Consider the following 19,972-nt stretch of genomic DNA (forward strand, 5'->3'; position numbering starts at 1 on the left):
CGCTCAGAGGCGTTTGCGCATCTGCTGCGTGACGATCTCGTACCCCTCCGAGCTGTAAAGGCCGACCGCGGCCCGGTTGCGGGCGAACACGTTGAGTTCCAGCGCCGGGACGCCCGCCGCGCGGACGGCGTCCTCGACGGCGGCGAGCAGGGCACGACCGAGCCCGCGACCGCGATGTCCGGGCGCGACCTCGATGTCGTAGAGGAACGCCACGTCGGGCGCGCCGCGAGGGTGGTCGAGTCGCACCCAGGCGCGACCGACCGGTTCGTCGTCGTCCAGGACGCCCGTGAGCAGCAGCATCCTGGCGGTGTCGAGCCCGTCGGGCAGATCGCGTGCGTTCTCCGTCAGCGCCCGTTGCAGCGCACCCTCGGCGGGCCAGAGTCCGACCGCCACCTGCTCGGCGGCGTAGTCGTCGGCGAGCTCGATCTGCCAGCGGTCGTACTCATCCTGCGTCATCCGCCGCACCCGCACGCGTCCGGGGCGCGCTGGCGGCACGGTCTGCCGCTCGCCCGTCACGCCCGGCGCGTCCGTGGACGCGGAGTCCACGGGGGCTGATTCGAGCGGAGCGGCGGTGTCGGCCAGCGGGGTGTCGCCGTCCGGGTCCACCGGCGGAGGGCCGTCGTACGCATCCATCCCGGCATCCTGCCACGAGGAGGAGGCGGTGACGTCGCGGGGCCTCAGAACGGCGGCGGCGACCCGCGGTCCGACCGCCCGCCGGGACCCGCCCGTCCCGCATCCGGGCGGAACGCGGGGGTTCGCCGATCGGGCTCGACCCGGTAGACCCGGCCGAGCGGCGAGGTCCATTCGACGGTCCCGCCGTCGAGTTGCCGGATCCGCCAGCGACCGTGATGTCGCATCGTATGGTGCCCTCGGCACAGCGGTCCGAGATTCCACACCGCGGTGGTCCCGCCGTCCTCCCACGGGATGGCGTGGTCGATGTCACAGCGGCTCGCCGCCATGCCGCATCCGGGCGCGAGGCACCGCTCGGACCGCCACCGGACCAGGCGTCGCAGCGCCGCCGGCGGGCGGTAGCGCCGGCGGCCGACGGAGAGGACGATGCCGGTCTCGGGATGGGTCAGGACCCGCATCCAGCCCTTCGCCCCGCCGCACAGCTCCCGGGCACGTTCGATCGGGATCGGGCCGATCCCCTCGACGCTCGCCGGGGCGCGGGCTGCGACGGCGTCGTCGAGCAGCGCCAGGGCGGGGACGGTGACGACGACCTCCGCACGGATGCCGCGCACGGTGCCCGGGTGCGCAGCGACCTGCCCCTCGATGAGGAGATCGAGCAGCGCGTCGCAGCGGAGCTGGTCACGGCTGCGGGGTTCGCCGTCGTGCGAGGCGAGCACCTTCGCCATCCTGGTGAGCCGGTCGTATGCCGCGTGCACCTCGACGATCGGTCCCAGCACGAGGAGCGTGCCGGTGCCGTCGCCCTCGTTCGTCATCGTCACGACGCGGCGCGCGACCGCCTCCGCGTGCCGCTCGGTCAGCGTCGGCGCGGTGACGGTGTCGACGAGTGTGCGCAGCCAGCGACGGTACGCCCCCACCGACGCGCACCGGGCGCGCTCGATCGCGCGTTCTTCGACCCCGCGCCGCTGGTCGGGGGTGAGCCGGTCCATCGCCTCCGCGAACAGGTCGGCGTGCCGTTCGGTGATCGCCCCGGTCTCCAGGGCACGCAGCGCGTGCGGATACCGGACGACGATGGCTTGGGCGCGGGCGAGCAGCGCGTCCGCGGTGCGCTCCGTGACGCGCAGCGCCGCCGCGAGCTCGAGCCGCAGCGAACGCTCCATGATGTCGCGTCGCATCGCCGGGACCTCGGTCAGCGCCGCCTGCTCGGCCTCACGGTGCAGCCGTTCGATGCGGCGGAGTCGCTGTGCGGCGAGTCGCCGGATGTCGACCTCGAGCGCCAGGATCGAGGCGAGCGTGTCCGTCCCGGGAGTGCCGGGTCCTCCCACATCACCTTCGATGCCCATGCCCCGAGACTGGAACATACCTCCGACATTCCCCAGGCCGGTCACGACTCCCGCTGCACGGCGGTCGACCACACCCAGCAGCGGTACTCCTTCGCCTCGGTGCGGAAGCGGATGGCGCACGCGGTCGCCGTCCACATCACGACCTCGGCGTCGACCAGACACGGTTCGGGGCCGAACCGCACCCACGCCCGCACCTTCTCGGGCCGCGGATTCGTGGTCACGGGAAGGATGTCGAGCTCGAGCTCCCGCCGGGTGAGTGTCTGCAGGGGCGCCTTCGCCGCGAGACGGTCGATGTGGCGCGAGTCGCCCCGACGGTCGACCTGCTCGGCGTACCTGCGGTTGGTTCCCACATTCCTCCCTCACCGCCGTCAAGGGTAGCAAGTGTCGAACGTCCGTTCTATCGTGGGGGCATGTCCACGATCGAGCACGCGCACGACCTGACCCTCTGGCTGGTGGACGACGTCCCCGCCCGCATGGTCTACGCCGGACGGCGATGGCGCGTTACCGACATGCCCACCCGGTTGCGGATCCCGTCAGGTCAGGGCGGCCGGGCGGTGACCGGCTGGCGGTTCCAGGCGACCGACCCGCAGCACGTCAGCTACGTCTTCGACGTGTACGGCGCCGAAGACGCCTGGCACGTGCACCGCACGTACGACTGACTTCGCGCGCAGCCCTCGGCGAGGCGCGCGCATGGCACGGACCGGCGGTACCGGGCAGACTCGGCCGGGCACGCTCTCCGCCGGCACGCGCCTCACCGCGGCGGCGGTTCGAGCGGAATGATCCGGGTCGCGTCCCAGGGTTCGGTCCAGCCGAGCAGATCGAAGAGGCCGTCGAGCACCATGGCGGTGAATCCCCAGACGAGATGGTCGCCGTCGACGTGCGGGACGAGGAACGCGGGTCCGCGGAACTCGTCGCCACCGCGCCGGACGACCGTCACGCCGCGGTTGCCCGGGTCGAGCAGGTCTGCGACGGGTGCGCGGAACACGTCGGCGGACTCCGCCGCGTCGACCGCTCGGACCGGGGACGGATGCCGCCACCACCCCAGCACCGGGGTCACGAGGTGGCGTGAGAAGGCGAGCGGCAGCGGGTCGAGCGTGCCGAGCACCTCCACTCCCGCCGGGTCGAGACCGGTCTCCTCACGCGCCTCGCGCAGTGCCGCGTCCACCGGACCGTCGTCGCCCGGGTCGATGCGGCCGCCGGGGAACGCGACCTGTCCGGGGTGTGCCCGGAGCGTGTCGGCCCGGGACAGCAGCAGGACGTCGAGGTCGCGCGAGACGGCGGTGTCGTGGGCGTCTCGGCCGGCCGGCAGGTCGTCGAGGACGCCGAACAGGATGAGCACCGCGGCCGCGCGCGCCGTCGCCTCGATGGGCTGGTTGCGGAGTTCGTCGAAGCGTCGGCTGCGGGGTGTGCGGCCGGTCGCGAGCGCGAGGAGTTCCTCCCGCGCCCCGGTGGTCGCCGCCGACGCGGCGCCGTCGGTCACTGCTTCGTCGTCCGCTCGACCGACATCACCAGGATGACGCGATCCGCCTTGTCGGCCGGCGGGACGTCGCTCGGATCGCCGTACCGGTTCTGCAGCCGCACGTAGAACGCGCCCTCCGGGTCGGGCACGACCTCGACGAGCCGGCCGCGCACCTCCAGGTAGCGGAACGGCTGCGCGGGGTCGATGACCGAGAGCGACATCGAGGGGTTGTGCTGGAGGTTGCGGTACTTCTGCCGGTACGTGGTGTGCGTGAAGCGGATGTGCTCACCGTCGAACTCGAACCACATCGGGTTGACCTGCACCGTGCCGTCGGGCCGGATGGTGCCGAGGTGCCCGTAGTTCGGTTCGTCGAGGAGGGCGCGGTACTCCGTGGGGATGCGGTCGGCGTGCGGCATGTCCTCCAGTCTGCCCCGGATCCCGGGCGACCGGAGCATCCGTTCAGGCGTCGTCCTCCCGGGCGGCGTACTCGCGCACCGCGTCGACCAGGGTGCGCCAGGGTCCACGCAGCGCCTGCTCGGGGATCGTACGGGTCAGTTCGCGGTCCCCCACGCACGCCCGGAGCCGCCAGGTGAAGCGGTCGGTTCCGGTGTCGCCGTCCGACGGCTCTCCCCAGGGGCACCCGTCGACGAGCCGCACCCAGCGGGCCGCGGCGTCGGGTCTCGGCGCCACCCGCCATTCCCGCCGCATCCCGGCGACCCCGCCCGTGCGCACGACGGTGACGACGACGCCGCACTGATCAGCCGACCCCTGCTCCGTCATCCCCGATCACTCCCACCGTGCCCCAGGCCGACCGGACCGCCTGCTCGACCTCCGATCCCTCACCGTACTGCGCCGCGGCCGCGGCGAGGGTCGCAGCGGCGAACCCGGCGAAGTCGCTCGATGCGGGAAGCCCCTGCAGCGCCGTGTACCAGACCCGGCCCGCGCGCTCCCACGCGTTGCCGCCGAGCGCCCGCGCGACGAGCACGAAGGCACGGTTGGGGATGCCGGAGTTGATGTGCACGCCGCCGTTGTCCTCCGCCGTCTCGACGTAGTCCCGCATGTGCGCCGGCTGCGGGTCGCGCCCCAGCTCGTCGTCGTCGTACGCCGTCCCGGGCTCGGCCATCGAGCGCAGCGCTCGCCCCTGGACCGCCTCGGTGAAGATCCCCTCGCCGATGAGCCACGACGCCTCGTCGACCGTCTGCCCCTGGTTGTACTGCTCGGTGAGCGCGCCGAAGACGTCGGCGAGCGACTCGTTCAGCGCGCCGGGCTGCCCCTGGTACTCGAGGCCGGACGCGGCCTGGATCACGCCGTGCGCGAGTTCGTGGCCGATCACCGACAGTGAGCCGGTGAAGCCGCGGAAGACCTCGCCGTCGCCATCGCCGAAGACCATGCGCTCGCCGTCCCAGAACGCGTTGTCGTAGTCGACGCCGTAGTGGACGGTCGCGAGCAGCGGTGAGCCTGCCCCGTCGATCGAGTTCCGCTCGAACGCGTCGAGGAAGAGCTCGAACGTCGCCCCGAGTCCGTCGAAGGCCTCGTTGACCGCCGTGTCGTCGACGGGCGGGTCGTCCTCCCGGCGGACGACGCGGCCGGGCAGGTCCTCGGTGTTGCCGGCGTCGTGCACGGTGCGGTCGGGGGCGTCGGTCAGTTCGGCGACGAGGTTGCCCTCGCCGTCGATCGACAGCTCGATGCGCGCGCGGTACGGCGGGCGCCCCTGGATGAGGGTGTGCCGGGCGGCGCGGGCGGCCTTGGGGAACGCGGAGGACTGGGCGAGCCGGGCGAGCAGGTAGCCCGGGACGATGGCGTGCCGGTGACGGGGGGAGGTCATGCGGCGACCCTACGACCGGCCGCCGACGCTGTCACGGGGTGGACGGCGGCGCCCGACCGCTCAGCGGATGACGAGCCCCACCGATCCGGCGTCGCCGCGACGCAGCTTCTGGCCGGCGCGGATCATCCGGTACTTCATGCCGTACTTCGCGGTGAGCGCCCGCCGGAGCCGTTCGGCCGTCTCGTCGTCGCTGCGCACCTCCGCGACCGCCTCGACGGTGGACGCCCCGTCGGCGACCTTGCCGCGTGCGTCGCACGGCGCGAGGGTCACCCGAGGGGTGTGACGAAGCCGCTTCACCTTGCCCGAGGCGGCGCCGGTGGTGACCAGGCACTCGTCGCCGTCGCGCACGATCCACACGGGTGTGCCCACCGGCACACCCGTCCTGCGGAAGGTGGTCAGGAGGACATACTCGGCGTCGGCGATGTCGTTCAACGGAGGCACGACATCATTCTCCCGGATGCCGTCGACCCGCCCCGTCCACCGCCCGCGCACCCCGCCCGAGAGATGCGGATTCGGCCTCCGATCGGGCCCACCGTCCAGGTAACGGTCAGGTAACGGGGTGCAGGCTTGGTGTTTTGTGTCCGCCCCGGCGGACCCGGCGCGCCGCCCCGACGGCGTGGAGACCCTGCCCCCACACGGAACCTGACGCATACGACATGAGCCTGCAGACCACCCGTACCGCCACCCGCCGAGACATCCGCACCGCGGCCCGCCGCGACCGCCGCCGCCCCGCCCTCATCGCCGCGGGGATCGCGTTCGGCCTGGTCGCCACCGCCTGCGCGACCGGCGCCGCGGCCGCGACCGGATCGTCGTCCGACGCGATCGCGGAGCCCGCCCCGCACATCGTCCTCGCCTCGACGCAGCAGCGACCCGCGACCGCTCAGGAGCCGGAGGAGGCGACCGAGGCGCGCACCGCCGCCGAGACGTCTCTCGCCGCCGCCGCGTCCGTCACCGCGGACATCGCGGCGTCCGGGCTCGACATCGGCATCCCGGACGCGTCCGTCGACACCGTGCCGCTGCAGGATGCGGCCGAGCGCCTCGAGCTCGCCGACGCGCTGCCCGATGTGCTCGTCCCCGCCATCGCCGAGGACGTCACGGAGGCCGCTGCCGCCGTCGACGCCCGCGTGGCGGAGCTGCGCGGCGGGCTGGAGGGCGCCCTCGCCCAGAAGGCGGCCGAGGAGGCCGCAGCGGCCGCAGCCGCCGAGCAAGCGCGTCTCGAGGCAGAAGCGGCCGCCGCCGCGCCGCGGTCGACCGGTTCGACCGGCACCCAGTACGCGTACGCCGGCGGCGGGTCGGGCGACAACAGCCCTGCCGGCGCGCAGGCCACCGCGCGCGCCATGCTCGCCGAGCGCGGGTGGGGCGACGACCAGTTCCAGTGCCTCCTGTCGCTGTGGAACAAGGAGTCCGGCTGGAACTATCAGGCACAGAACCGCTCCAGCGGTGCGTACGGCATCCCGCAGGCCCTTCCCGGCAGCAAGATGGCCTCCGCCGGCGCCGACTGGCAGACCAACGCCGCGACGCAGGTCGCCTGGGGTCTCGGGTACATCTCGGGCCGCTACGGCACCCCGTGCGGCGCGTGGAGCCACTCGCAGTCGACCGGCTGGTACTGAGGCTCCGCGATTCGCAGCGGGCTCCCAGGTACAGCGGGACCGAATCGGGTGTCACGTCCGTTCATCCTGATGACGCCGCACCGCGGCGCAGGGGTACGGTAGCGAACGCTCCACCCCGTCAGTCCCACAGAGGAGATCAGGCATGACCACCGACACCGGCGCCATCACGCAGCGACCCGGAACCGAGACCGCCGTGCTCGCGGGCGGTTGCTTCTGGGGTGTGGAGGAGCTCATCCGCAAGCAGCCCGGCGTGCTCGACACGCGGGTCGGCTACACCGGCGGGCAGAACGACCACGCCACCTACCGCAACCACCCCGGCCACGCCGAGGCCGTCGAGATCGTGTTCGATCCGACGAAGACGACCTACCGCGACATCCTGGCGTTCTTCTTCCAGATCCACGACCCGTCGACCCTGAACCGTCAGGGCAACGACATCGGCACGAGCTACCGCTCCGCGATCTTCCCGCTCACACCCGAGCAGGAGCGCATCGCACGGGAGACCATCGCCGACGTCGACGCCTCCGGGCTCTGGCCGGGCAAGGCGGTCACCACGATCGAGCCCGCAGGCCCGTTCTGGGAGGCCGAGCCCGAGCACCAGGACTACCTGCAGCGGATCCCGAACGGGTACACCTGCCACTTCGTGCGTCCCGGCTGGGTGCTCCCCCGCCGCGCCACCGCCTGACCCGCACCGAGCCCCCGGCACCGCCCGGGGGCTCGGTCGTTCACTCCCGCGATCCGGTGCCGGCGTCGCTGAGCACGACCACCTCGTCGCCTTCGAGGACGAACTGCAGCGCCGATCCCTCCGGGAACCGCGCGAGCAGTTCGTCCGGGAGCCCGGGCACGATCCGCAGCTGCGCGGTCGCGGGGAAGCCGCCCGCGCCGCAGCCGCCGTACATCTCCCCCGTGTACGAGTTGGTCCGCCACTCCACCTGCGACGAGTCGAGGATGAGCAGGCAGTAGTCCTCCGGCGCACCGCCGAGCCACCCGCGGCCGAGGAGGGCCACCACCGTCAGCCCGTGGAAGTCCGCGTACCGGCGGGCGTCCTGCTCGACCCCGAACACCGTCGGGATCCGCTGATCCGGGTTCACGCCGAGCACCGCGACCTGCGCCGGGTCGGCCTCGACCCGACGTGTCACGGCCCACGCGACGGATGCGGCGACCACCGCCACCACGACGAGCGACGCGATCCACAGCAGGGTCGACCGGGCGGCCGCGCGCGTCCGGACCGTCTCCCGCGCCGGCCCGGCCGCCGGCGGCACGTCGGACGGCGGGGCGGCGTGCACCGCGACCGGGTCCGGTGCCGCGACCGGGTCCGGTGCCGGGGCGGTCCGCTCGGCCTCGGTCATCCGGTGCGCCGTGGCCGGTTCGGGGTCGGCGAGCGCATGCAGACGCGTCTCGAGTTCGCGGAGCCGGCGCAGCGCCGCCGGATCGGTCTCGATGTCGGCGTCGGGCCCGTACGCACGCGCCCGCAGCGCCCGCAGTTCCGCGCCGCGCTCCGGCTCGTCACCTGCCGCGGCTCCCCCTCGGGTGTCCATCCGCAGCATCCTCGTGCCTCACTCCGTGACGGTCACGTCGACCTGGATCTCGGCCGCGAGGTGTTCCAACCGGGCCACGACGTCGTCGATCGCCACGGCGTCGGGGACGGTCGCCGCGATCGTCGCGGCGAACAGTCGGCCCCCGGCCATCGCCGCATCCCGGGTCTCGGTCGACATCCGTTCGACGCTCACACCGTCCTGCGCCAATGCTCCGGTGAGGTCCTTCACGATCCCGGGGCGATCGTTGCCGAGCACCTCCAGGGTGATCCCGCGCCGCCCGCCCGCCGCATCGGCCGCCGACTCGGTGCCGGGCACCGCGATCGCGATGAGTCCCTCCAGCGCACCGAGCGCGGCTCGCAGCCCGTCCGCGCGCGCAGCGGGGACCGAGACCTGGATGATGCCCGCGAACGCCCCGGCGAGCTCGGCCAGGCTGCTGTGCTCCCAGTTGCCGCCGTGCGCGGCCACGACGTCGGCCACCTCGGCGACGAGACCCGAGCGGTCGTCACCGACGACGGTGAGGACGAGCGTGCTCATGGGGTCACTGTAGCCAGCATCCCCCTCGCTGTCAGCGGGTGGTCGCCGCCAGTGCGCGCAGGTCGTCGCCGGTGAGCCGCTGCGTGGTCCACTCGTCCATCGGCGCCGCCCCGATCGAACGGTAGAACGCGATCGACGGCGCATTCCAGTCCAGTACCGTCCACTCCAGCCGGGGGTACCCGCGTTCGACGCAGACCTCGGCGAGCGAAGCGATGAGCGCCTTGCCGTAGCCGCGGCCGCGCTGCGCCTCGTCGACGAAGAGGTCCTCCAGCCAGATCCCGTGCCGGCCGGTCCAGGTGGAGTAGGTGAGGAACCACACGGCGATGCCGACGATCACCCCGTCGCGCTCCACGACGTGGGCGAACGCCTTGGGCTCCACGCCGAACAGGGTCTCCCGGATCGCGTGCTCGGTGTTCTCGACCGCGTCGGGCTCCCGCTCGTACACGGCGAGGGCCTGGATGCAGCGGAGGATGCACGGTTCGTCGCCGGGCGCCGCGGCGCGCAGCACCGCGCCGTCGGAAAGGGTGTGGGAGCGCATCCATCGAGGCTAGCGGAGGAGCGCCGTCTGGGACCGGGTGCCACCGGTCCCGGCACCCCGTCGCCTTGACTCGTCCCGCGGGCTCGACGAGGATGGCGTGGTCCGATCAGCACCACGCCGGATTCCCGTCCCGGCCCGAGGAGGAGACCCGTTGCGCTTCCGTGTGTCCGCCCTGGGCGCGGCCAGCCTCGCCGCCGGCACGCTCGTGCTCGGCATCGGCGTCGTGAGCCTCCACGGTGCACTCACCGCCGTCCCACCGGGCGGCGGCACCCCCCGCATCGCGACGGACGCCCTCCCCGCGCTGCAGATGGTCGACGACGAGGACCCCGACCGGGCCCTCGGCTTCGAGGTCGTCCCGACGCCGGGAGTCACGCCGACCCCGGACACGACGCCGTCGCCACGGGCGACCCCGCGGCGGAACGCGCCCGCCCCCGCCGGTCCGACCCGGCCGCAGCCGACGCCGGCGGAGCAGTCGCCGGGCGAGCACACGCCGGAGGAGACCCCCTCGCCCGCTCCCGAGCCGAGCACGGGCGACGGGTCGACACCGGCGCCGACGACACCCGCCCCGGAAGGCGGTACCGGCGAGGGCGGCGACCGCCCGCCGGCGCCCCCGTTGCTCGGGACATCGCCCGAGGGCGGCGCCGACGCAGACGACCGGGGCGACGCGCGCTGATCCGACTCCATTCTTCGGAATGAATCGGCCGCCGCATCCGTTCCCCTCGTCATGCAACGCTTCGGAACCTTGTCCTTCGGGCACTACGGCCCCCTCGGCGGCGGCCGGGAACTGACCGCCCGCGATTCGATGCTGCAGGCGATCGACCTCGCCCAGGGCATGGACGACCTCGGGGTGAACGGCATCTCGTTCCGGGTGCACCATTTCGCACGGCAGCAGAGCGCGCCCATGCCGCTGCTCGCCGCCATCGCGGCACGCACCGAGCGCATCGAGGTCGGCACCGGCGTCATCGACATGCGCTACGAGAACCCGCTGTACCTCGCGGAGGAGGCGGCCGCGGTCGACCTGCTCAGCGACGGGAGGCTCGCGCTCGGCGTGAGCCGCGGCTCACCCGAGACGGTCGTGCGCGGGTACGAGGCCTTCGGGTACCGCGGCTCCGAGGATCCCCGCGGCGCGGACATCGCCCGCGAGCACTTCGACCTGTTCCTGCGGGCGATCGAGGGCGAGCCGCTCGCGCAGCGCGATCCGGACAGCCCCTTCGGCGGCGGCCACGGCGGCCAGCGGGTGGAGCCGTACTCCCCCGGGCTGCGCACCCGCGTGTGGTGGGGTGCCGGAAGCCGCGATACCGCGGAGTGGGCGGGCCGCGTCGGCGTGAACCTCATGTCCTCGACCCTCCTGACCGAGGCGACCGGGCAGCCGTTCGACCTGCTGCAGGCCGAGCAGATCGACGCCTTCCGCACCGCGTGGCGCGAGGCCGGGCATCCGGGGACGCCCCGGGTCTCGGTGAGCCGCAGCATCTTCCCGATCACGACCGCGCAGGACGCGATGTACTTCGGCCACAGCCAGGAGGGCGACGGCATCGGCGTCATCGACGGGTTCCGGTCGACCTTCGGCCGCACCTACGCGGACGAGCCCGACGCCCTGGTCGAGCAGCTGAAACAGGATGCGGCGATCCAGGCGGCCGACACGCTGCTGCTCACGATCCCGAGTCAGCTCGGGGTCGCGTTCAACCTCCGCATCGTGCAGGCGTTCGCGGAGCACGTCGCGCCGGCGCTCGGGTGGAAGCCGAACTGGGAGGCCTGAGACGGTCGCAGGCCGATGGCTGACGAGCGCGCCGCTCAGCGGCGGACGCGGTCCTGGGCGCTCCGGGGCGGATCGACCGTGACGTCGAGCGGTTCGAGGCCGCGGAGCGACGTCCAGACGAGCGCCTCCCCCTTCGCCGCGTGCTGCGAGGCACGCACCGCGCGTTCGTCGGCCCAGCTGTTCAGCCGGTGCCCGGCATGGCCGCGGACGTGCTCGAGCACGACGTCGGGCTTGCCGGCCGCGCGGCGCGCGTCGCGGGCGGCGATGAGCGCCTCGAGGATCTCGCGGTTCGCCACCGGCTTCTTCGCGCTGGTCACCCAGCCCCGCCGACGGTGGCCGTCCATCCACGACGAGTACGTGTCGATCGCGTACTTGGAGTCGGCCTGCACCGTGAGGTGCTCCACGTCCGCGTGATCGGTGATCGCATACAGGAGTCCGAGCAGCTCGCCGATGTTGTTGGTCCCCTCCGGGATCGCCCCGGCGGCCCAGTGGCCGTCCTCGCCGACCCACGCCCAGCCCGCCGGGCCCGGGTTGCCCTTGCAGGCGCCGTCCGTGGCGACGGTGTAGCGGTCGGTCGGATGCGGCGAGCTCGGCGTGGACATCCCTCAAGTCTCTCAGCATCCCGCCCCGACCGTTCGCAGGACGCCCCAGGATGCGGCTGCGAGGATGGGAGGATGCCCGCAGTCACCGCCCCGGCCCGTCCCGGCCGCATCGCCCTCGCCGCCGTCCTCGACCTCGTCTGCGTCGTCGGGTTCACCGCCGTCGGACGGGCGAGCCACGCCGAGGACGTGCTCACCGGGCTGCTGCTGACGGCGTGGCCGTTCGTCGTCGCGCTCGCACTCGGCTGGGTCGCACTGCTCGCCTGGCGGCGGCCGTTCGCCCCGCTGCGCACCGGCGTCGGCGTCTGGGTCGTCACGGTCGTCGTCGGCCTGCTGCTCCGAGGCCTCACCGGAGGCGGGACCGCGCTGCCGTTCGTCATCGTCACCACCCTTGTGCTCCTCGTGCTCCTCGTCGGATGGCGCGTCATCGCCACCTTCGCGGCCCGTCCGCGCGGCTGATCCTCTCCACAACCCCTCCCGGGACGCCTACCGCGCACGGCTAGGCTCGGGGCGTCCGGCACCGGCGCTCGGAGAGGAGTCCCCCATGACCGATCCGACGGGTCCTGCGAGCCCAGAGGAGGCGGGCGCGGGCGACGCGCACGTCCCGCCGGCGCCGCCCGCTCCGGAACCGGCTGCACCGGCATCCGCACCGCGCTTCGTGCAGCCCTACCCCGGCGCGCCCCCCGTCCCGGTCGACGCCGAGCAGGCCCGCGGCCCGTACGCCGCACCGCCGCCCGGGTACCCGGGCGCACCTGGGCGCACGCCGACGCCGCCGTCCCCGCCCGCGGGGCACACGGCGCCGCCACCGCCCGGACCCGCAGGACCGCCTCCGCCGCGGCCCGCCGACACGCGGCCCAAGACCCTCGCGATCCTCGCGCTCTCCCTCGCCGGCGGCGGCGCACTGATCGCCCTCATCCCGTTCCTCGGCGTCCTCGCCGTGCCCCTGTTCGTCGCCGCGTCGGTGATCGCGATCATCGCGCTCGTCCGGCGCTCGCAGGGCGGCACCGGCTTCAGCATCGCGGCGCTCGCGATCTCCGGGCTCGCCGCCGTCATGGCGCTCTTCCTCGGAGTGTCGGTGCTGCTGCTCGCGCTCGCGGAGAACTGGGCGAACCGCGACGACCGATCCTGGGTCGAGGAGGAACGGGAACCGGATCCGTACGACGACGAGGACCCGTACGCGGGCGACGGCGCCTTCGGGGCGGAGCAGGACCTGCGGCTCGTCGAGAGCGCGTTCGGGACCGACGCCGCCGGCGAGACCTGGTGGGCGATCGTGGTGGAGAACCCGAACGACGACGCCGTCTTCGACTTCGGCGAGATCGCCGTGACCGCGCTGGACGCGCAGGCCGAGACGCTCGAGGTCGCCTACGAATACCTCGGGATCCTCCCCGGCACCACCGCCGTGGTCGGCACGTTCGCCGAGGCGACGGCGGCCGGCATCACCGCGCTCGGGGTCGAACTGCCCGGACGCGACACCGCCTGGGTGTCGGGGCAGGACGCACTCGGATCGCTCACGGTCGAGGACGTCACCACGACCGTGACGTCCGAGGGGACCACGGTCGCCGGCGTGGTGCGCAGCACCATGACCGAGTCCGCCGAGTACCCGCTCGTGTCGCTCGTGGCACGTGACGCGTCCGGCGCCGTGATCGACGTCGCGGTCGGGTTCGCCGACGCCGTGCCGGCGGGCGGCGAGGGGTCGTTCGACGCGGTCTTCACCCCGACGCTGCCCGAGGGCACGACCATCGAGGCCTATCCCGCCCTCTGAGCCGCTGCCGCAGCGGCGAGGGTCAGTCGTCGATGCGCGAGTGGTCGCCGAGTCGATGCCAGGTGCGGTTGTGGTAGACGAGCGCGTCGCCGTGCTGGCCGGGCTCCACGTCGCGGGCGATGTCCGACTGCAGGGCGTGCGCCGCGACGACCGTGGAACCTCCCGCGTTCATCCGCTCGACGACGCTGCACCGCACCCAGGCGCGGACACCGTGGTAGACCGGCTCGCCGGTGACCAGGCGCGACCATCGGGTGCGGTCGGCGAACCGGTCCACGCCGCTGGTGGACGCGAGCCGCGCCACGTCGAGGTCGTCGGCGTCGAGCAGATGCACCACGACGGTGTCGGCGGCGAGGAGCGCCGGGGCGGCGGACGACAGCGACGACACCGAGAAGATGAGCAGCGGCGGGTCGACGCTGACCGAGGACACGGAGGTGGCCGTCAGAGCCACGGGTCCGTCGGGCCCTTCCGCCGTGATGACCGCGACCCCGCCGGGGTGGCCCCGGAAGAGCGCCTTGAAATCGTCGGCGGAGAGGGATCCGCCCAGCATCCGCTCGTGCTCGCCCTCGAGGTCGGGGCGGTCGAGGGACGAGGATGCGGAACTGCCGGTCATACTCCGACCGTACGGCGGATGAACGTCCTCCGCATCTCGGCCCGACACATCGCGCAACGGAACGCGCTCCGCGCGCGTCCCAGGGGTCGGCATGCTCATGCCCGATGCAACGACCGGCGCGTGACGCGCATTCCCGCCCGGCAGCGCCGTCAGGCCCGCAGCGCGTCGGCGATGGGCGTCCTGCCGCCGCCGAAGCGGATGGTGCGGCCGATCGTGGTCGGGTCGGCCAGGACGGCGGCGACGACGGCCGCCACGTCGGCACGCGGCACCTCGCCGCTCCCCTCCGGGTCCAGCTCGATCAGCCCGGTCGCGTCGTCGAGGGTGAGCGTACCGGGTCCGAGCACCGTGGCGTCCAGCCCGCTCGCGCGCAGGTGCTCGTCGGCTGCGAGCTTCGCATCGGCGTAGGGGAAGAACGCGTCGCCCTCGGGCACGCCGTGGTCCGGCCGCGACCCGATCCACGACACCATGACGTACCGCCGGACCCCGGCGGCGACGGCCGCGTCCATCGAACGGATCGCCGCGTCCCGGTCGACCGCGTACGTGCGTTCTGGTGACCCGCCGCCCGCGCCGGCCGACCACACGACCGCGTCGTTGCCGGCGACGAGGTTCCGGAGCGTCTCGACGTCGGCCGATTCGACGTCGAGCACGACGGGGTTCGCGCCGGTGGCCGCTACCTCCCCTTCGTGGTCGGGATTGCGGATGACGGCCGTGACGGTGTCGCCGCGGTCGGCGAGGATGCGTTCGAGGTGCAGGGCGACCTTGCCGTGGCCGCCGAAGACGAGGATGCGAGTCATGCCGTCAGCCTAGGCAGCGGTCAGTCGCGCCCGTCGGGGCTTGCGTCGCCGTCGAGATACCACCATCGTCCGCTCTGGAGGACGAACCTGCTCCGCTCGTGCAGCACCCCGTCGCGGCCGCCGATCCGGTGGTGCGCGCGGAACTCGACGACGCCCCGCTTCGGCCCGGGCGGCGGCGCGTCGAGGATCTCCAACCCGGTCCACCGCAACGCGGGATCGGGCGCCGTGTCGTCGGGACGGGTGCCGGGATGCCACGTCTCCGCGATGTGCCGGGCGTCGCCCAGGGCGAACGCGGTGTAGCGGGATCGCATGAGCGCCTCCGGGGTCGACGCCGGTGTGCCGGCCAGCACGGGTCCGCAGCACTCGGCGAACCGTGCACCGCTGCCGCATGGGCACCGCTCGGAAGCCATGAGATCCTTTCACGTGAATGGAATACCGGTGCGCCCACCGGCGTTCACCACGGTACGCCCTACCCGAGGAGACCCCGTGACCACCGTCGACGAGACGCGCCTGCACCCCGACACCGCGATGGACGCCGTGACCCTGCGCGTCGGCGACCTCGACCTGATGACCTCGTACTACGCGAACGCGCTGGCGGCCGCACCGATCGAGGAGCGCGCCCGCGGACGCGAGGTGCACCGGGTGCTCGGACGCGGCGGGGTGCCGCTCGTCCGACTCGTGCACACGCCCGATCTGCCGCCGGTCGACCCGCGCCAGGCAGGGCTCTACCACACGGCGTTCCTGTTCGACACGGCGCCCGACCTCGCGGCGACCGTCTACCGCGCCGCGCAGGACCCGCGCGGCCGGTTCACCGGGTCGGCCGACCACCTCGTGAGCGAGGCGTTCTACTTCACAGACCCCGAGGGCAACGGCGTCGAGCTCTACACCGACCGCGCCCGCGACACCTGGCAGCACGTGAACGGCGAGATCATGATGGACGTCCTCGCCCTCGATCCGAACGACTACCTGCGACGCCACCTCACCCAGGAGGTGTTCGACGCCGCCCCCACGCGCCCCGGGGTCGTGGGGCACGTGCACCTGCAGGTGGGCGACGTCCCGACGGCGCGGCGGTTCTACGTCGACGCGCTCGGGTTCGAGACGACGCTCGGCGCGTTCCCCGGCGCACTGTTCGCGTCCGCCGGTGGGTACCACCACCATGTCGCGATGAACACGTGGCAAAGTCGCGGTGCCGGTCCGCGCGCCGCGAGCCTCGGCCTCGGCGCGGTGGCGATCACCGTGCCCGCCCGCGACGACCTCGACGCACTGGCCGCGCGCCTGCGCCGGAGCGAGCTCGCGTTCTCCGACGACGGACGCAGCGTGGCGGTCGACGACCCCTGGGGCACCCGCGTGACGGTCTCCCTCCCCGGCCCCGACGCGGACGCGCTGCTCGAGCGCTGACCCCGGGATGCGCGGGCGGTGGTTGACTAGCTCCATGCCCACCCTGCCCATGTTCCCGCTGAACACGGTGCTGCTCCCCTCGATGCCGCTCGCACTGCGCATCTTCGAGGAGCGGTACCGGGTGATGCTCGGGCGGGTGCTCGAAGCCGACGACCCGTCGTTCGGCGTCGTCCTGATCGCCCGCGGCCACGAGGCCGGTGGTGACGACGAGCGTCACGACGTGGGAACGCTCGCGCGGATCGTCCAGGTGGACGCCGGCGCCGGCGACATCGGGCTCGTCGCCGTCGGAACCGACCGGGTGCGCGTGACGCGCTGGCTGCCCGACGACCCGCATCCGGTCGCCGAGGTGGAGCCCCTCCCCGACCTCGCCTACCGGGACGAGCTCGCCCCGCTGCTGCGCGAGACCACGACGACCGTCCGCCGCGTCCTCGCCCGCGCCGCGGAGTACGGTCCCGCCGGATGGGCGGGGGAACTCGAGGTCGCCGACGACCCGGTCACGGCGGCGTGGCAGCTCGCCGGGTTCGCCCCGATCGCGCAGCTCGACCGCTACGGCCTGCTGCAGTCGACGAGCCTCGCGGAGCTGTTGCGGGGCACCCTGGACCTCACGATCGCCGCCGAGCCCGCGCTCACCGCCGCGACGCCGCCGGACGAGTTCGACGCGGCGATCGACGAGCTGCTGCGCGACGCCGAAGACGACTGATCAGACGAACTCGTCCGGATCGAACCCGACCCGCTCCCCCGTCTCGAGGGCGGCGATGCGCTCCAGGTCGGTGCCGGTGAGGGAGAACGAGAACACGTCGGCGTTCTGACGGATGCGGTCCGGGTCCGACGACTTCGGGATGACGACGAGGTCGTTCTGCAGGTGCCACCGGATGAGCACCTGCGCCGGGGACACGCCGTGTGCGGCGGCGATGTCCGCGATCACCGGGTCGCCGAGCAGGGTGTTGGGCTTCGACCGGTCGCCCCAGCCCGACCCGCTCGTGCCACCGAGCGGACTCCACGATTCGGTCACGATGCCGTGGTCGGCGTCGAACGCACGGGTCACCCACTGCGGCAGGCGCGGGTGCAGTTCGATCTGGTTCACCGCGGGCAGCGCCTCGCCCGAGTCGATGATCTCCTGAAGGTGGTGCGGCGCGTAGTTGCAGACGCCGATGGACGTCGCCTTGCCGGAGGCGGCGATCTCCTGCATCGCGGTCCAGGTCTGCGCGCGCACGGCCGCGTCACCGCCCGGCCAGTGGACGAGGTACAGGTCGACGTGGTCGAGGCCGAGTCGATCGAGGCTCGCGTCGACGGCTCGGAGCGTGCTGTCGTACCCGCGGTCGGCGTTCCAGAGCTTCGTGGTGACGAAGACCTCCTCGCGGGGCAGCCCGGCGGCACGGAGTCCCCGGCCGACGCCCTCCTCGTTGCGGTACGCCGCGGCCGTGTCGATCATGCGGTACCCCGCTTCGAGGGCGGTCGCCACGGCCCGCTCGGTCTCATCGTTCGTCGCCTGCCAGACGCCGAGACCGAGGCGCGGCATCAGCGCTCCGGTGTGCAGTTCGATCAGCGGGGATGCGGGCATGCGCAGACCTTTCGGGGGCGGACTCGACGCAACCGAGGCTAGCGCCCGCGTAGGCTTGCCGGGTGGCACATCCCCAGCACGACCGGCTCGTCTACGCTCCACCCCGCAGCCGGTTCGTCGTGCTGCTCGTCATCTGCCTGCTGATCGGGCTCCTCGGCGTCGTCATCATCGTGCTGAACCTCGACAACGTCGTGAGCCTCGTGATCGGCGCCGCCGCCGCCGGCCTGTTCGGCGTCGGCGGGACGATCAGCGTCATCGGCCAACTCCGCACCCCCACGATCGCCGCCGACCGCGAGGGTCTGCGCATCGGACGTGGCGGCCGTGTGCCGTGGTCGGACCTCGACCGGGTCGGCACGACCGCGCAGGGCAAGCTCGGCATCCGCCTGCGCCGCGCCGACGCGTTCCTCGCCTCCGGGAAGCACGGCGAGACCACCGAGTCGCTCGCGCGCACCCGGACCGCGGAAGGCGGGTACGACCTCGTCTTCACCGAGCGCGAGCTCGGCGCACCGGCGAAGGAGGCGGCCGCCGCCATCCGCGGCTTCCGCTCCTGAGCCGCGCTCGTTAGCGTGAAGGCGTGCAGGTCACCGCAGCGTTCCGCTCCCCCAAACGCCCGGCCCTGCTCCTGGTCCTGAAGTCCGCCGTGGCGACGGCCGCCGCCTGGCTGCTGGCGGGCTGGATCATCCAGGGCCCGCCGCCGGTGTTCGCCGCGATCGCGGCGCTGCTGGTGGTGCAACCGAGCCTCAACCAGTCCTTCGCGAAGGCGATCGAACGGTCCATCGGGGTGATCGTCGGGGTCGTGCTCGCCTCCCTGCTCGGCCTCGCGTTCGGCGAGGCCACCTGGGTGGTCCTCCTCGCGGCCACCGCGGGGCTCTTCACGGCATGGGCGCTGCGGCTCACCGCGGGAGGCACGAACCAAGTGGCGATCAGCGCCATCCTCGTCCTCGCGCTCGGCACGACGACGCCGGGGTACGCCGTGGACCGCGTGCTCGAGACGCTCCTCGGCGCGGCCGTCGGCTTCGTCGTGAACGTCGCGCTCGTCCCGCCGGTGGCGATCGCGCCCGCCCGCGAGGCGATGCAGGCGCTCGTCGCCGAGCTGGCGGCGTCGTTCCGGCGGCTGGCGGCGGCCCTGGAGTCGGATCAGACCCGTCCGCAGTTGGAGGAGCTGCTGCTGCAGGCGAGGCTGCTGCGTCCGATGCGCGACCGGGCGGAGACGGCGCTCGGCACCGCCGCCGACTCACTCGCGCTGAACCCGCGGCGCGGGCGGCACTGCGGGGAGCTCGACGTCCTGGGCGACACGCTCGCGCTCTACACCCCGATCGTCACCCAGCTCATCGGGATGACGCGGACCGTGTACGACAACTCGGCGCCGGGCCTGTCGGCCGACCCCAACGTCCGCGCGATCGCGGAGCAGTTGCGCCGGGCGGCGCACGACGTCGAACTCGGTCGGCGCACGGCCACCGCCGACGAGCCGCCGGCGCTCACCGCGCCCCTCCGGATCGCCGCGCCCTCGCCCGAGCACTGGGTGCTCATCGGGTCGCTGCTGGAGGACCTCCACCGGGTGCACCGGGCGCTCGGCGACGAGGAGGGGTCGACGCGCTGAGCGCCGCCGGCCTCACTTCGCGGTGACGACGACGGTGAACTCGAGCGGCTGGATGCCGCCGTTCGCGTTGGTCATGGTGACCGTGGTGGTGCCGGGCCCGATCGCCTCGACACCCGGGTTGAACTGGGCGCTGCCGTCGTCATGGCCCTCGTGGAACACGGCGACGGCCGTGTCGGCCACCTCACCCCGGTAGCTGTCCACCGCGAGGTCGCCGGTGTTGATGTTCAACGTCTGCCCGACGAGCAGGTCGACCGTCTCACCCTGCAGGTCGTTCGCCTCGACCGTGACGGGCGCGATGACGGAGGTCGGCGCGTCGTCGGGTGCGGCGGATCCGGCACAGCCGGACAGGGCGAAGGCGGCGAGGGCGACGGTCGCCGCAGCGGCGAGACGGAGGGTGTTCACGCGGCCAGTATGGCAGCGC

28 protein-coding genes are annotated in these 19,972 nt (G+C 73.3%); 11 read left to right on the forward strand and 17 right to left on the reverse strand.

Annotated features, from left to right (window positions below; translation table 11 throughout):
* Positions 1 to 3: 3 nt before the first annotated feature.
* From ACWAUO_RS06585 to ACWAUO_RS06595, 3 genes are read right to left on the reverse strand one after another with little or no spacing between them, the layout of a single operon-like run.
* A complete protein-coding gene (locus ACWAUO_RS06585; protein WP_460774065.1) occupies positions 4 to 633 on the reverse strand; it encodes a GNAT family N-acetyltransferase in 630 nt (209 codons plus the stop codon).
* Between the two features lie 44 nt (positions 634 to 677).
* Complete coding sequence (locus tag ACWAUO_RS06590) at positions 678 to 1,970, reverse strand: HNH endonuclease signature motif containing protein (protein ID WP_460774066.1); 1,293 nt, start codon at positions 1,968 to 1,970, stop codon at positions 678 to 680.
* 41 nt (positions 1,971 to 2,011) lie between these two features.
* Positions 2,012 to 2,320 (reverse strand): hypothetical protein, encoded by a 309-nt coding sequence (locus ACWAUO_RS06595; RefSeq protein WP_460774068.1) that lies wholly within the window; start codon positions 2,318 to 2,320, stop codon positions 2,012 to 2,014.
* Positions 2,321 to 2,380: 60 nt separating this feature from the next.
* Between ACWAUO_RS06595 and ACWAUO_RS06600 the strand changes: the two genes are divergently transcribed.
* Positions 2,381 to 2,629, forward strand: a complete 249-nt coding sequence (locus ACWAUO_RS06600; protein WP_460774069.1) for a hypothetical protein — start codon at positions 2,381 to 2,383, stop codon at positions 2,627 to 2,629.
* A 92-nt stretch (positions 2,630 to 2,721) separates the two neighbouring features.
* Here ACWAUO_RS06600 and ACWAUO_RS06605 read toward each other — a convergent pair whose 3' ends face one another.
* Genes ACWAUO_RS06605 through ACWAUO_RS06625 form a run of 5 tightly spaced genes read right to left on the reverse strand, consistent with a single transcriptional unit; the run spans position 2,722 to position 5,695 of the window.
* Positions 2,722 to 3,450, reverse strand: a complete 729-nt coding sequence (locus ACWAUO_RS06605) for an NUDIX hydrolase (protein ID WP_460774071.1) — start codon at positions 3,448 to 3,450, stop codon at positions 2,722 to 2,724.
* The gene (locus tag ACWAUO_RS06610; RefSeq protein ID WP_460774072.1) at positions 3,447 to 3,845 is read right to left on the reverse strand and encodes a PPOX class F420-dependent oxidoreductase; all 399 of its coding nucleotides are present in this window, start codon (positions 3,843 to 3,845) and stop codon (positions 3,447 to 3,449) included. The genes ACWAUO_RS06605 and ACWAUO_RS06610 overlap by 4 nt, the downstream gene beginning before the upstream one ends.
* A 43-nt stretch (positions 3,846 to 3,888) precedes the next feature.
* Complete coding sequence (locus tag ACWAUO_RS06615; protein ID WP_460774073.1) at positions 3,889 to 4,209, reverse strand: protealysin inhibitor emfourin; 321 nt, start codon at positions 4,207 to 4,209, stop codon at positions 3,889 to 3,891.
* On the reverse strand, positions 4,187 to 5,254 hold the full coding sequence (locus ACWAUO_RS06620; protein WP_460774075.1) for a M4 family metallopeptidase: 1,068 nt from the start codon (positions 5,252 to 5,254) through the stop codon (positions 4,187 to 4,189). Before ACWAUO_RS06620 ends, ACWAUO_RS06615 begins: the two co-directional genes overlap by 23 nt.
* 60 nt (positions 5,255 to 5,314) lie before the next feature.
* Positions 5,315 to 5,695, reverse strand: a complete 381-nt coding sequence (locus tag ACWAUO_RS06625; protein WP_460774077.1) for a PPOX class F420-dependent oxidoreductase — start codon at positions 5,693 to 5,695, stop codon at positions 5,315 to 5,317.
* A gap of 215 nt (positions 5,696 to 5,910) precedes the next feature.
* On the opposite strand from ACWAUO_RS06625, the gene ACWAUO_RS06630 reads away from it, so the two are divergent.
* Both ACWAUO_RS06630 and msrA read left to right on the forward strand, forming a co-directional pair.
* The gene (locus ACWAUO_RS06630) at positions 5,911 to 6,864 is read left to right on the forward strand and encodes an aggregation-promoting factor C-terminal-like domain-containing protein (RefSeq protein WP_460774078.1); all 954 of its coding nucleotides are present in this window, start codon (positions 5,911 to 5,913) and stop codon (positions 6,862 to 6,864) included.
* Positions 6,865 to 7,006: 142 nt separating this feature from the next.
* The gene (msrA, locus tag ACWAUO_RS06635) at positions 7,007 to 7,546 is read left to right on the forward strand and encodes a peptide-methionine (S)-S-oxide reductase MsrA (RefSeq protein ID WP_460774080.1); all 540 of its coding nucleotides are present in this window, start codon (positions 7,007 to 7,009) and stop codon (positions 7,544 to 7,546) included.
* A 40-nt stretch (positions 7,547 to 7,586) separates the two neighbouring features.
* On the opposite strand, the gene ACWAUO_RS06640 is transcribed toward msrA, so the two are convergent.
* Genes ACWAUO_RS06640 through ACWAUO_RS06650 form a run of 3 tightly spaced genes read right to left on the reverse strand, consistent with a single transcriptional unit; the run spans position 7,587 to position 9,471 of the window.
* Positions 7,587 to 8,399 (reverse strand): hypothetical protein, encoded by an 813-nt coding sequence (locus ACWAUO_RS06640; RefSeq protein ID WP_460774081.1) that lies wholly within the window; start codon positions 8,397 to 8,399, stop codon positions 7,587 to 7,589.
* An 18-nt stretch (positions 8,400 to 8,417) separates the two neighbouring features.
* On the reverse strand, positions 8,418 to 8,933 hold the full coding sequence (locus ACWAUO_RS06645; protein WP_460774083.1) for a glycine cleavage system transcriptional repressor: 516 nt from the start codon (positions 8,931 to 8,933) through the stop codon (positions 8,418 to 8,420).
* A 31-nt stretch (positions 8,934 to 8,964) separates the two neighbouring features.
* Complete coding sequence (locus ACWAUO_RS06650) at positions 8,965 to 9,471, reverse strand: GNAT family N-acetyltransferase (RefSeq protein WP_460774084.1); 507 nt, start codon at positions 9,469 to 9,471, stop codon at positions 8,965 to 8,967.
* 151 nt (positions 9,472 to 9,622) lie between these two features.
* On the opposite strand from ACWAUO_RS06650, the gene ACWAUO_RS06655 reads away from it, so the two are divergent.
* Together ACWAUO_RS06655 and ACWAUO_RS06660 are read left to right on the forward strand one after the other, a co-directional pair.
* Positions 9,623 to 10,144: a hypothetical protein gene (locus ACWAUO_RS06655; RefSeq protein ID WP_460774086.1), complete on the forward strand. Its 522-nt coding sequence runs from the start codon at positions 9,623 to 9,625 to the stop codon at positions 10,142 to 10,144.
* A 51-nt stretch (positions 10,145 to 10,195) separates the two neighbouring features.
* On the forward strand, positions 10,196 to 11,227 hold the full coding sequence (locus ACWAUO_RS06660; protein WP_460774087.1) for an LLM class flavin-dependent oxidoreductase: 1,032 nt from the start codon (positions 10,196 to 10,198) through the stop codon (positions 11,225 to 11,227).
* A gap of 35 nt (positions 11,228 to 11,262) precedes the next feature.
* Here ACWAUO_RS06660 and ACWAUO_RS06665 read toward each other — a convergent pair whose 3' ends face one another.
* Entirely contained in the window at positions 11,263 to 11,829 is a 567-nt protein-coding gene (locus ACWAUO_RS06665) for a ribonuclease H family protein (RefSeq protein WP_460774088.1), read from the reverse strand.
* A 72-nt stretch (positions 11,830 to 11,901) separates the two neighbouring features.
* On the opposite strand from ACWAUO_RS06665, the gene ACWAUO_RS06670 reads away from it, so the two are divergent.
* Positions 11,902 to 12,285 (forward strand): DUF3054 family protein, encoded by a 384-nt coding sequence (locus ACWAUO_RS06670; protein ID WP_460774090.1) that lies wholly within the window; start codon positions 11,902 to 11,904, stop codon positions 12,283 to 12,285.
* An 85-nt stretch (positions 12,286 to 12,370) separates the two neighbouring features.
* A complete protein-coding gene (locus ACWAUO_RS06675; RefSeq protein ID WP_460774091.1) occupies positions 12,371 to 13,588 on the forward strand; it encodes a hypothetical protein in 1,218 nt (405 codons plus the stop codon).
* A gap of 22 nt (positions 13,589 to 13,610) precedes the next feature.
* Here ACWAUO_RS06675 and ACWAUO_RS06680 read toward each other — a convergent pair whose 3' ends face one another.
* From ACWAUO_RS06680 to ACWAUO_RS06690, 3 genes are all read right to left on the reverse strand, one after another.
* Entirely contained in the window at positions 13,611 to 14,135 is a 525-nt protein-coding gene (locus ACWAUO_RS06680) for a flavin reductase family protein (protein ID WP_460774369.1), read from the reverse strand.
* Positions 14,136 to 14,347: 212 nt separating this feature from the next.
* Positions 14,348 to 14,992 carry an SDR family oxidoreductase gene (locus tag ACWAUO_RS06685; protein ID WP_460774092.1) on the reverse strand — a complete coding sequence of 215 codons (645 nt, stop codon included), beginning with the start codon at positions 14,990 to 14,992 and terminating at the stop codon, positions 14,348 to 14,350.
* A 20-nt stretch (positions 14,993 to 15,012) separates the two neighbouring features.
* Positions 15,013 to 15,402, reverse strand: a complete 390-nt coding sequence (locus ACWAUO_RS06690; RefSeq protein ID WP_460774094.1) for a YchJ family protein — start codon at positions 15,400 to 15,402, stop codon at positions 15,013 to 15,015.
* Positions 15,403 to 15,520: 118 nt separating this feature from the next.
* Here ACWAUO_RS06690 and ACWAUO_RS06695 point away from each other — a divergent pair, with 118 nt between their 5' ends.
* Positions 15,521 to 16,390 carry a VOC family protein gene (locus tag ACWAUO_RS06695; protein ID WP_460774371.1) on the forward strand — a complete coding sequence of 290 codons (870 nt, stop codon included), beginning with the start codon at positions 15,521 to 15,523 and terminating at the stop codon, positions 16,388 to 16,390.
* Positions 16,391 to 16,424: 34 nt separating this feature from the next.
* Positions 16,425 to 17,090 (forward strand): LON peptidase substrate-binding domain-containing protein, encoded by a 666-nt coding sequence (locus tag ACWAUO_RS06700; protein WP_460774095.1) that lies wholly within the window; start codon positions 16,425 to 16,427, stop codon positions 17,088 to 17,090.
* Here ACWAUO_RS06700 and ACWAUO_RS06705 read toward each other — a convergent pair whose 3' ends face one another.
* Positions 17,091 to 17,951 (reverse strand): aldo/keto reductase, encoded by an 861-nt coding sequence (locus ACWAUO_RS06705; RefSeq protein ID WP_460774097.1) that lies wholly within the window; start codon positions 17,949 to 17,951, stop codon positions 17,091 to 17,093.
* Between the two features lie 62 nt (positions 17,952 to 18,013).
* Between ACWAUO_RS06705 and ACWAUO_RS06710 the strand changes: the two genes are divergently transcribed.
* Positions 18,014 to 18,502 carry a hypothetical protein gene (locus ACWAUO_RS06710; protein WP_460774099.1) on the forward strand — a complete coding sequence of 163 codons (489 nt, stop codon included), beginning with the start codon at positions 18,014 to 18,016 and terminating at the stop codon, positions 18,500 to 18,502.
* 23 nt (positions 18,503 to 18,525) lie between these two features.
* Complete coding sequence (locus ACWAUO_RS06715; RefSeq protein WP_460774101.1) at positions 18,526 to 19,551, forward strand: FUSC family protein; 1,026 nt, start codon at positions 18,526 to 18,528, stop codon at positions 19,549 to 19,551.
* A 12-nt stretch (positions 19,552 to 19,563) separates the two neighbouring features.
* On the opposite strand, the gene ACWAUO_RS06720 is transcribed toward ACWAUO_RS06715, so the two are convergent.
* Positions 19,564 to 19,953 (reverse strand): hypothetical protein, encoded by a 390-nt coding sequence (locus ACWAUO_RS06720; RefSeq protein ID WP_460774102.1) that lies wholly within the window; start codon positions 19,951 to 19,953, stop codon positions 19,564 to 19,566.
* Between the last annotated feature and the right edge of the window lie 19 nt (positions 19,954 to 19,972).

The sequence above is a fragment of the Microbacterium sp. GXF7504 genome (assembly GCF_054798235.1).

Coding starts and splice junctions, on each gene's coding strand:
- ACWAUO_RS06680 (WP_460774369.1), bottom strand. CDS start 14,135: ATGCTGGGCGGATCCCTCTCCGCCGACGATTTCAAGGCGCTCTTCCGG.
- ACWAUO_RS06705 (WP_460774097.1), bottom strand. CDS start 17,951: ATGCCCGCATCCCCGCTGATCGAACTGCACACCGGAGCGCTGATGCCG.
- ACWAUO_RS06620 (WP_460774075.1), bottom strand. CDS start 5,254: ATGACCTCCCCCCGTCACCGGCACGCCATCGTCCCGGGCTACCTGCTC.
- msrA (WP_460774080.1), top strand. CDS start 7,007: ATGACCACCGACACCGGCGCCATCACGCAGCGACCCGGAACCGAGACC.
- ACWAUO_RS06640 (WP_460774081.1), bottom strand. CDS start 8,399: ATGGACACCCGAGGGGGAGCCGCGGCAGGTGACGAGCCGGAGCGCGGC.
- ACWAUO_RS06650 (WP_460774084.1), bottom strand. CDS start 9,471: ATGCGCTCCCACACCCTTTCCGACGGCGCGGTGCTGCGCGCCGCGGCG.
- ACWAUO_RS06690 (WP_460774094.1), bottom strand. CDS start 15,402: ATGGCTTCCGAGCGGTGCCCATGCGGCAGCGGTGCACGGTTCGCCGAG.
- ACWAUO_RS06685 (WP_460774092.1), bottom strand. CDS start 14,992: ATGACTCGCATCCTCGTCTTCGGCGGCCACGGCAAGGTCGCCCTGCAC.
- ACWAUO_RS06700 (WP_460774095.1), top strand. CDS start 16,425: ATGCCCACCCTGCCCATGTTCCCGCTGAACACGGTGCTGCTCCCCTCG.
- ACWAUO_RS06630 (WP_460774078.1), top strand. CDS start 5,911: ATGAGCCTGCAGACCACCCGTACCGCCACCCGCCGAGACATCCGCACC.
- ACWAUO_RS06645 (WP_460774083.1), bottom strand. CDS start 8,933: ATGAGCACGCTCGTCCTCACCGTCGTCGGTGACGACCGCTCGGGTCTC.
- ACWAUO_RS06615 (WP_460774073.1), bottom strand. CDS start 4,209: ATGACGGAGCAGGGGTCGGCTGATCAGTGCGGCGTCGTCGTCACCGTC.
- ACWAUO_RS06675 (WP_460774091.1), top strand. CDS start 12,371: ATGACCGATCCGACGGGTCCTGCGAGCCCAGAGGAGGCGGGCGCGGGC.
- ACWAUO_RS06585 (WP_460774065.1), bottom strand. CDS start 633: ATGGATGCGTACGACGGCCCTCCGCCGGTGGACCCGGACGGCGACACC.
- ACWAUO_RS06670 (WP_460774090.1), top strand. CDS start 11,902: ATGCCCGCAGTCACCGCCCCGGCCCGTCCCGGCCGCATCGCCCTCGCC.
- ACWAUO_RS06695 (WP_460774371.1), top strand. CDS start 15,521: ATGGACGCCGTGACCCTGCGCGTCGGCGACCTCGACCTGATGACCTCG.
- ACWAUO_RS06590 (WP_460774066.1), bottom strand. CDS start 1,970: ATGGGCATCGAAGGTGATGTGGGAGGACCCGGCACTCCCGGGACGGAC.
- ACWAUO_RS06600 (WP_460774069.1), top strand. CDS start 2,381: ATGTCCACGATCGAGCACGCGCACGACCTGACCCTCTGGCTGGTGGAC.
- ACWAUO_RS06660 (WP_460774087.1), top strand. CDS start 10,196: ATGCAACGCTTCGGAACCTTGTCCTTCGGGCACTACGGCCCCCTCGGC.
- ACWAUO_RS06665 (WP_460774088.1), bottom strand. CDS start 11,829: ATGTCCACGCCGAGCTCGCCGCATCCGACCGACCGCTACACCGTCGCC.
- ACWAUO_RS06610 (WP_460774072.1), bottom strand. CDS start 3,845: ATGCCGCACGCCGACCGCATCCCCACGGAGTACCGCGCCCTCCTCGAC.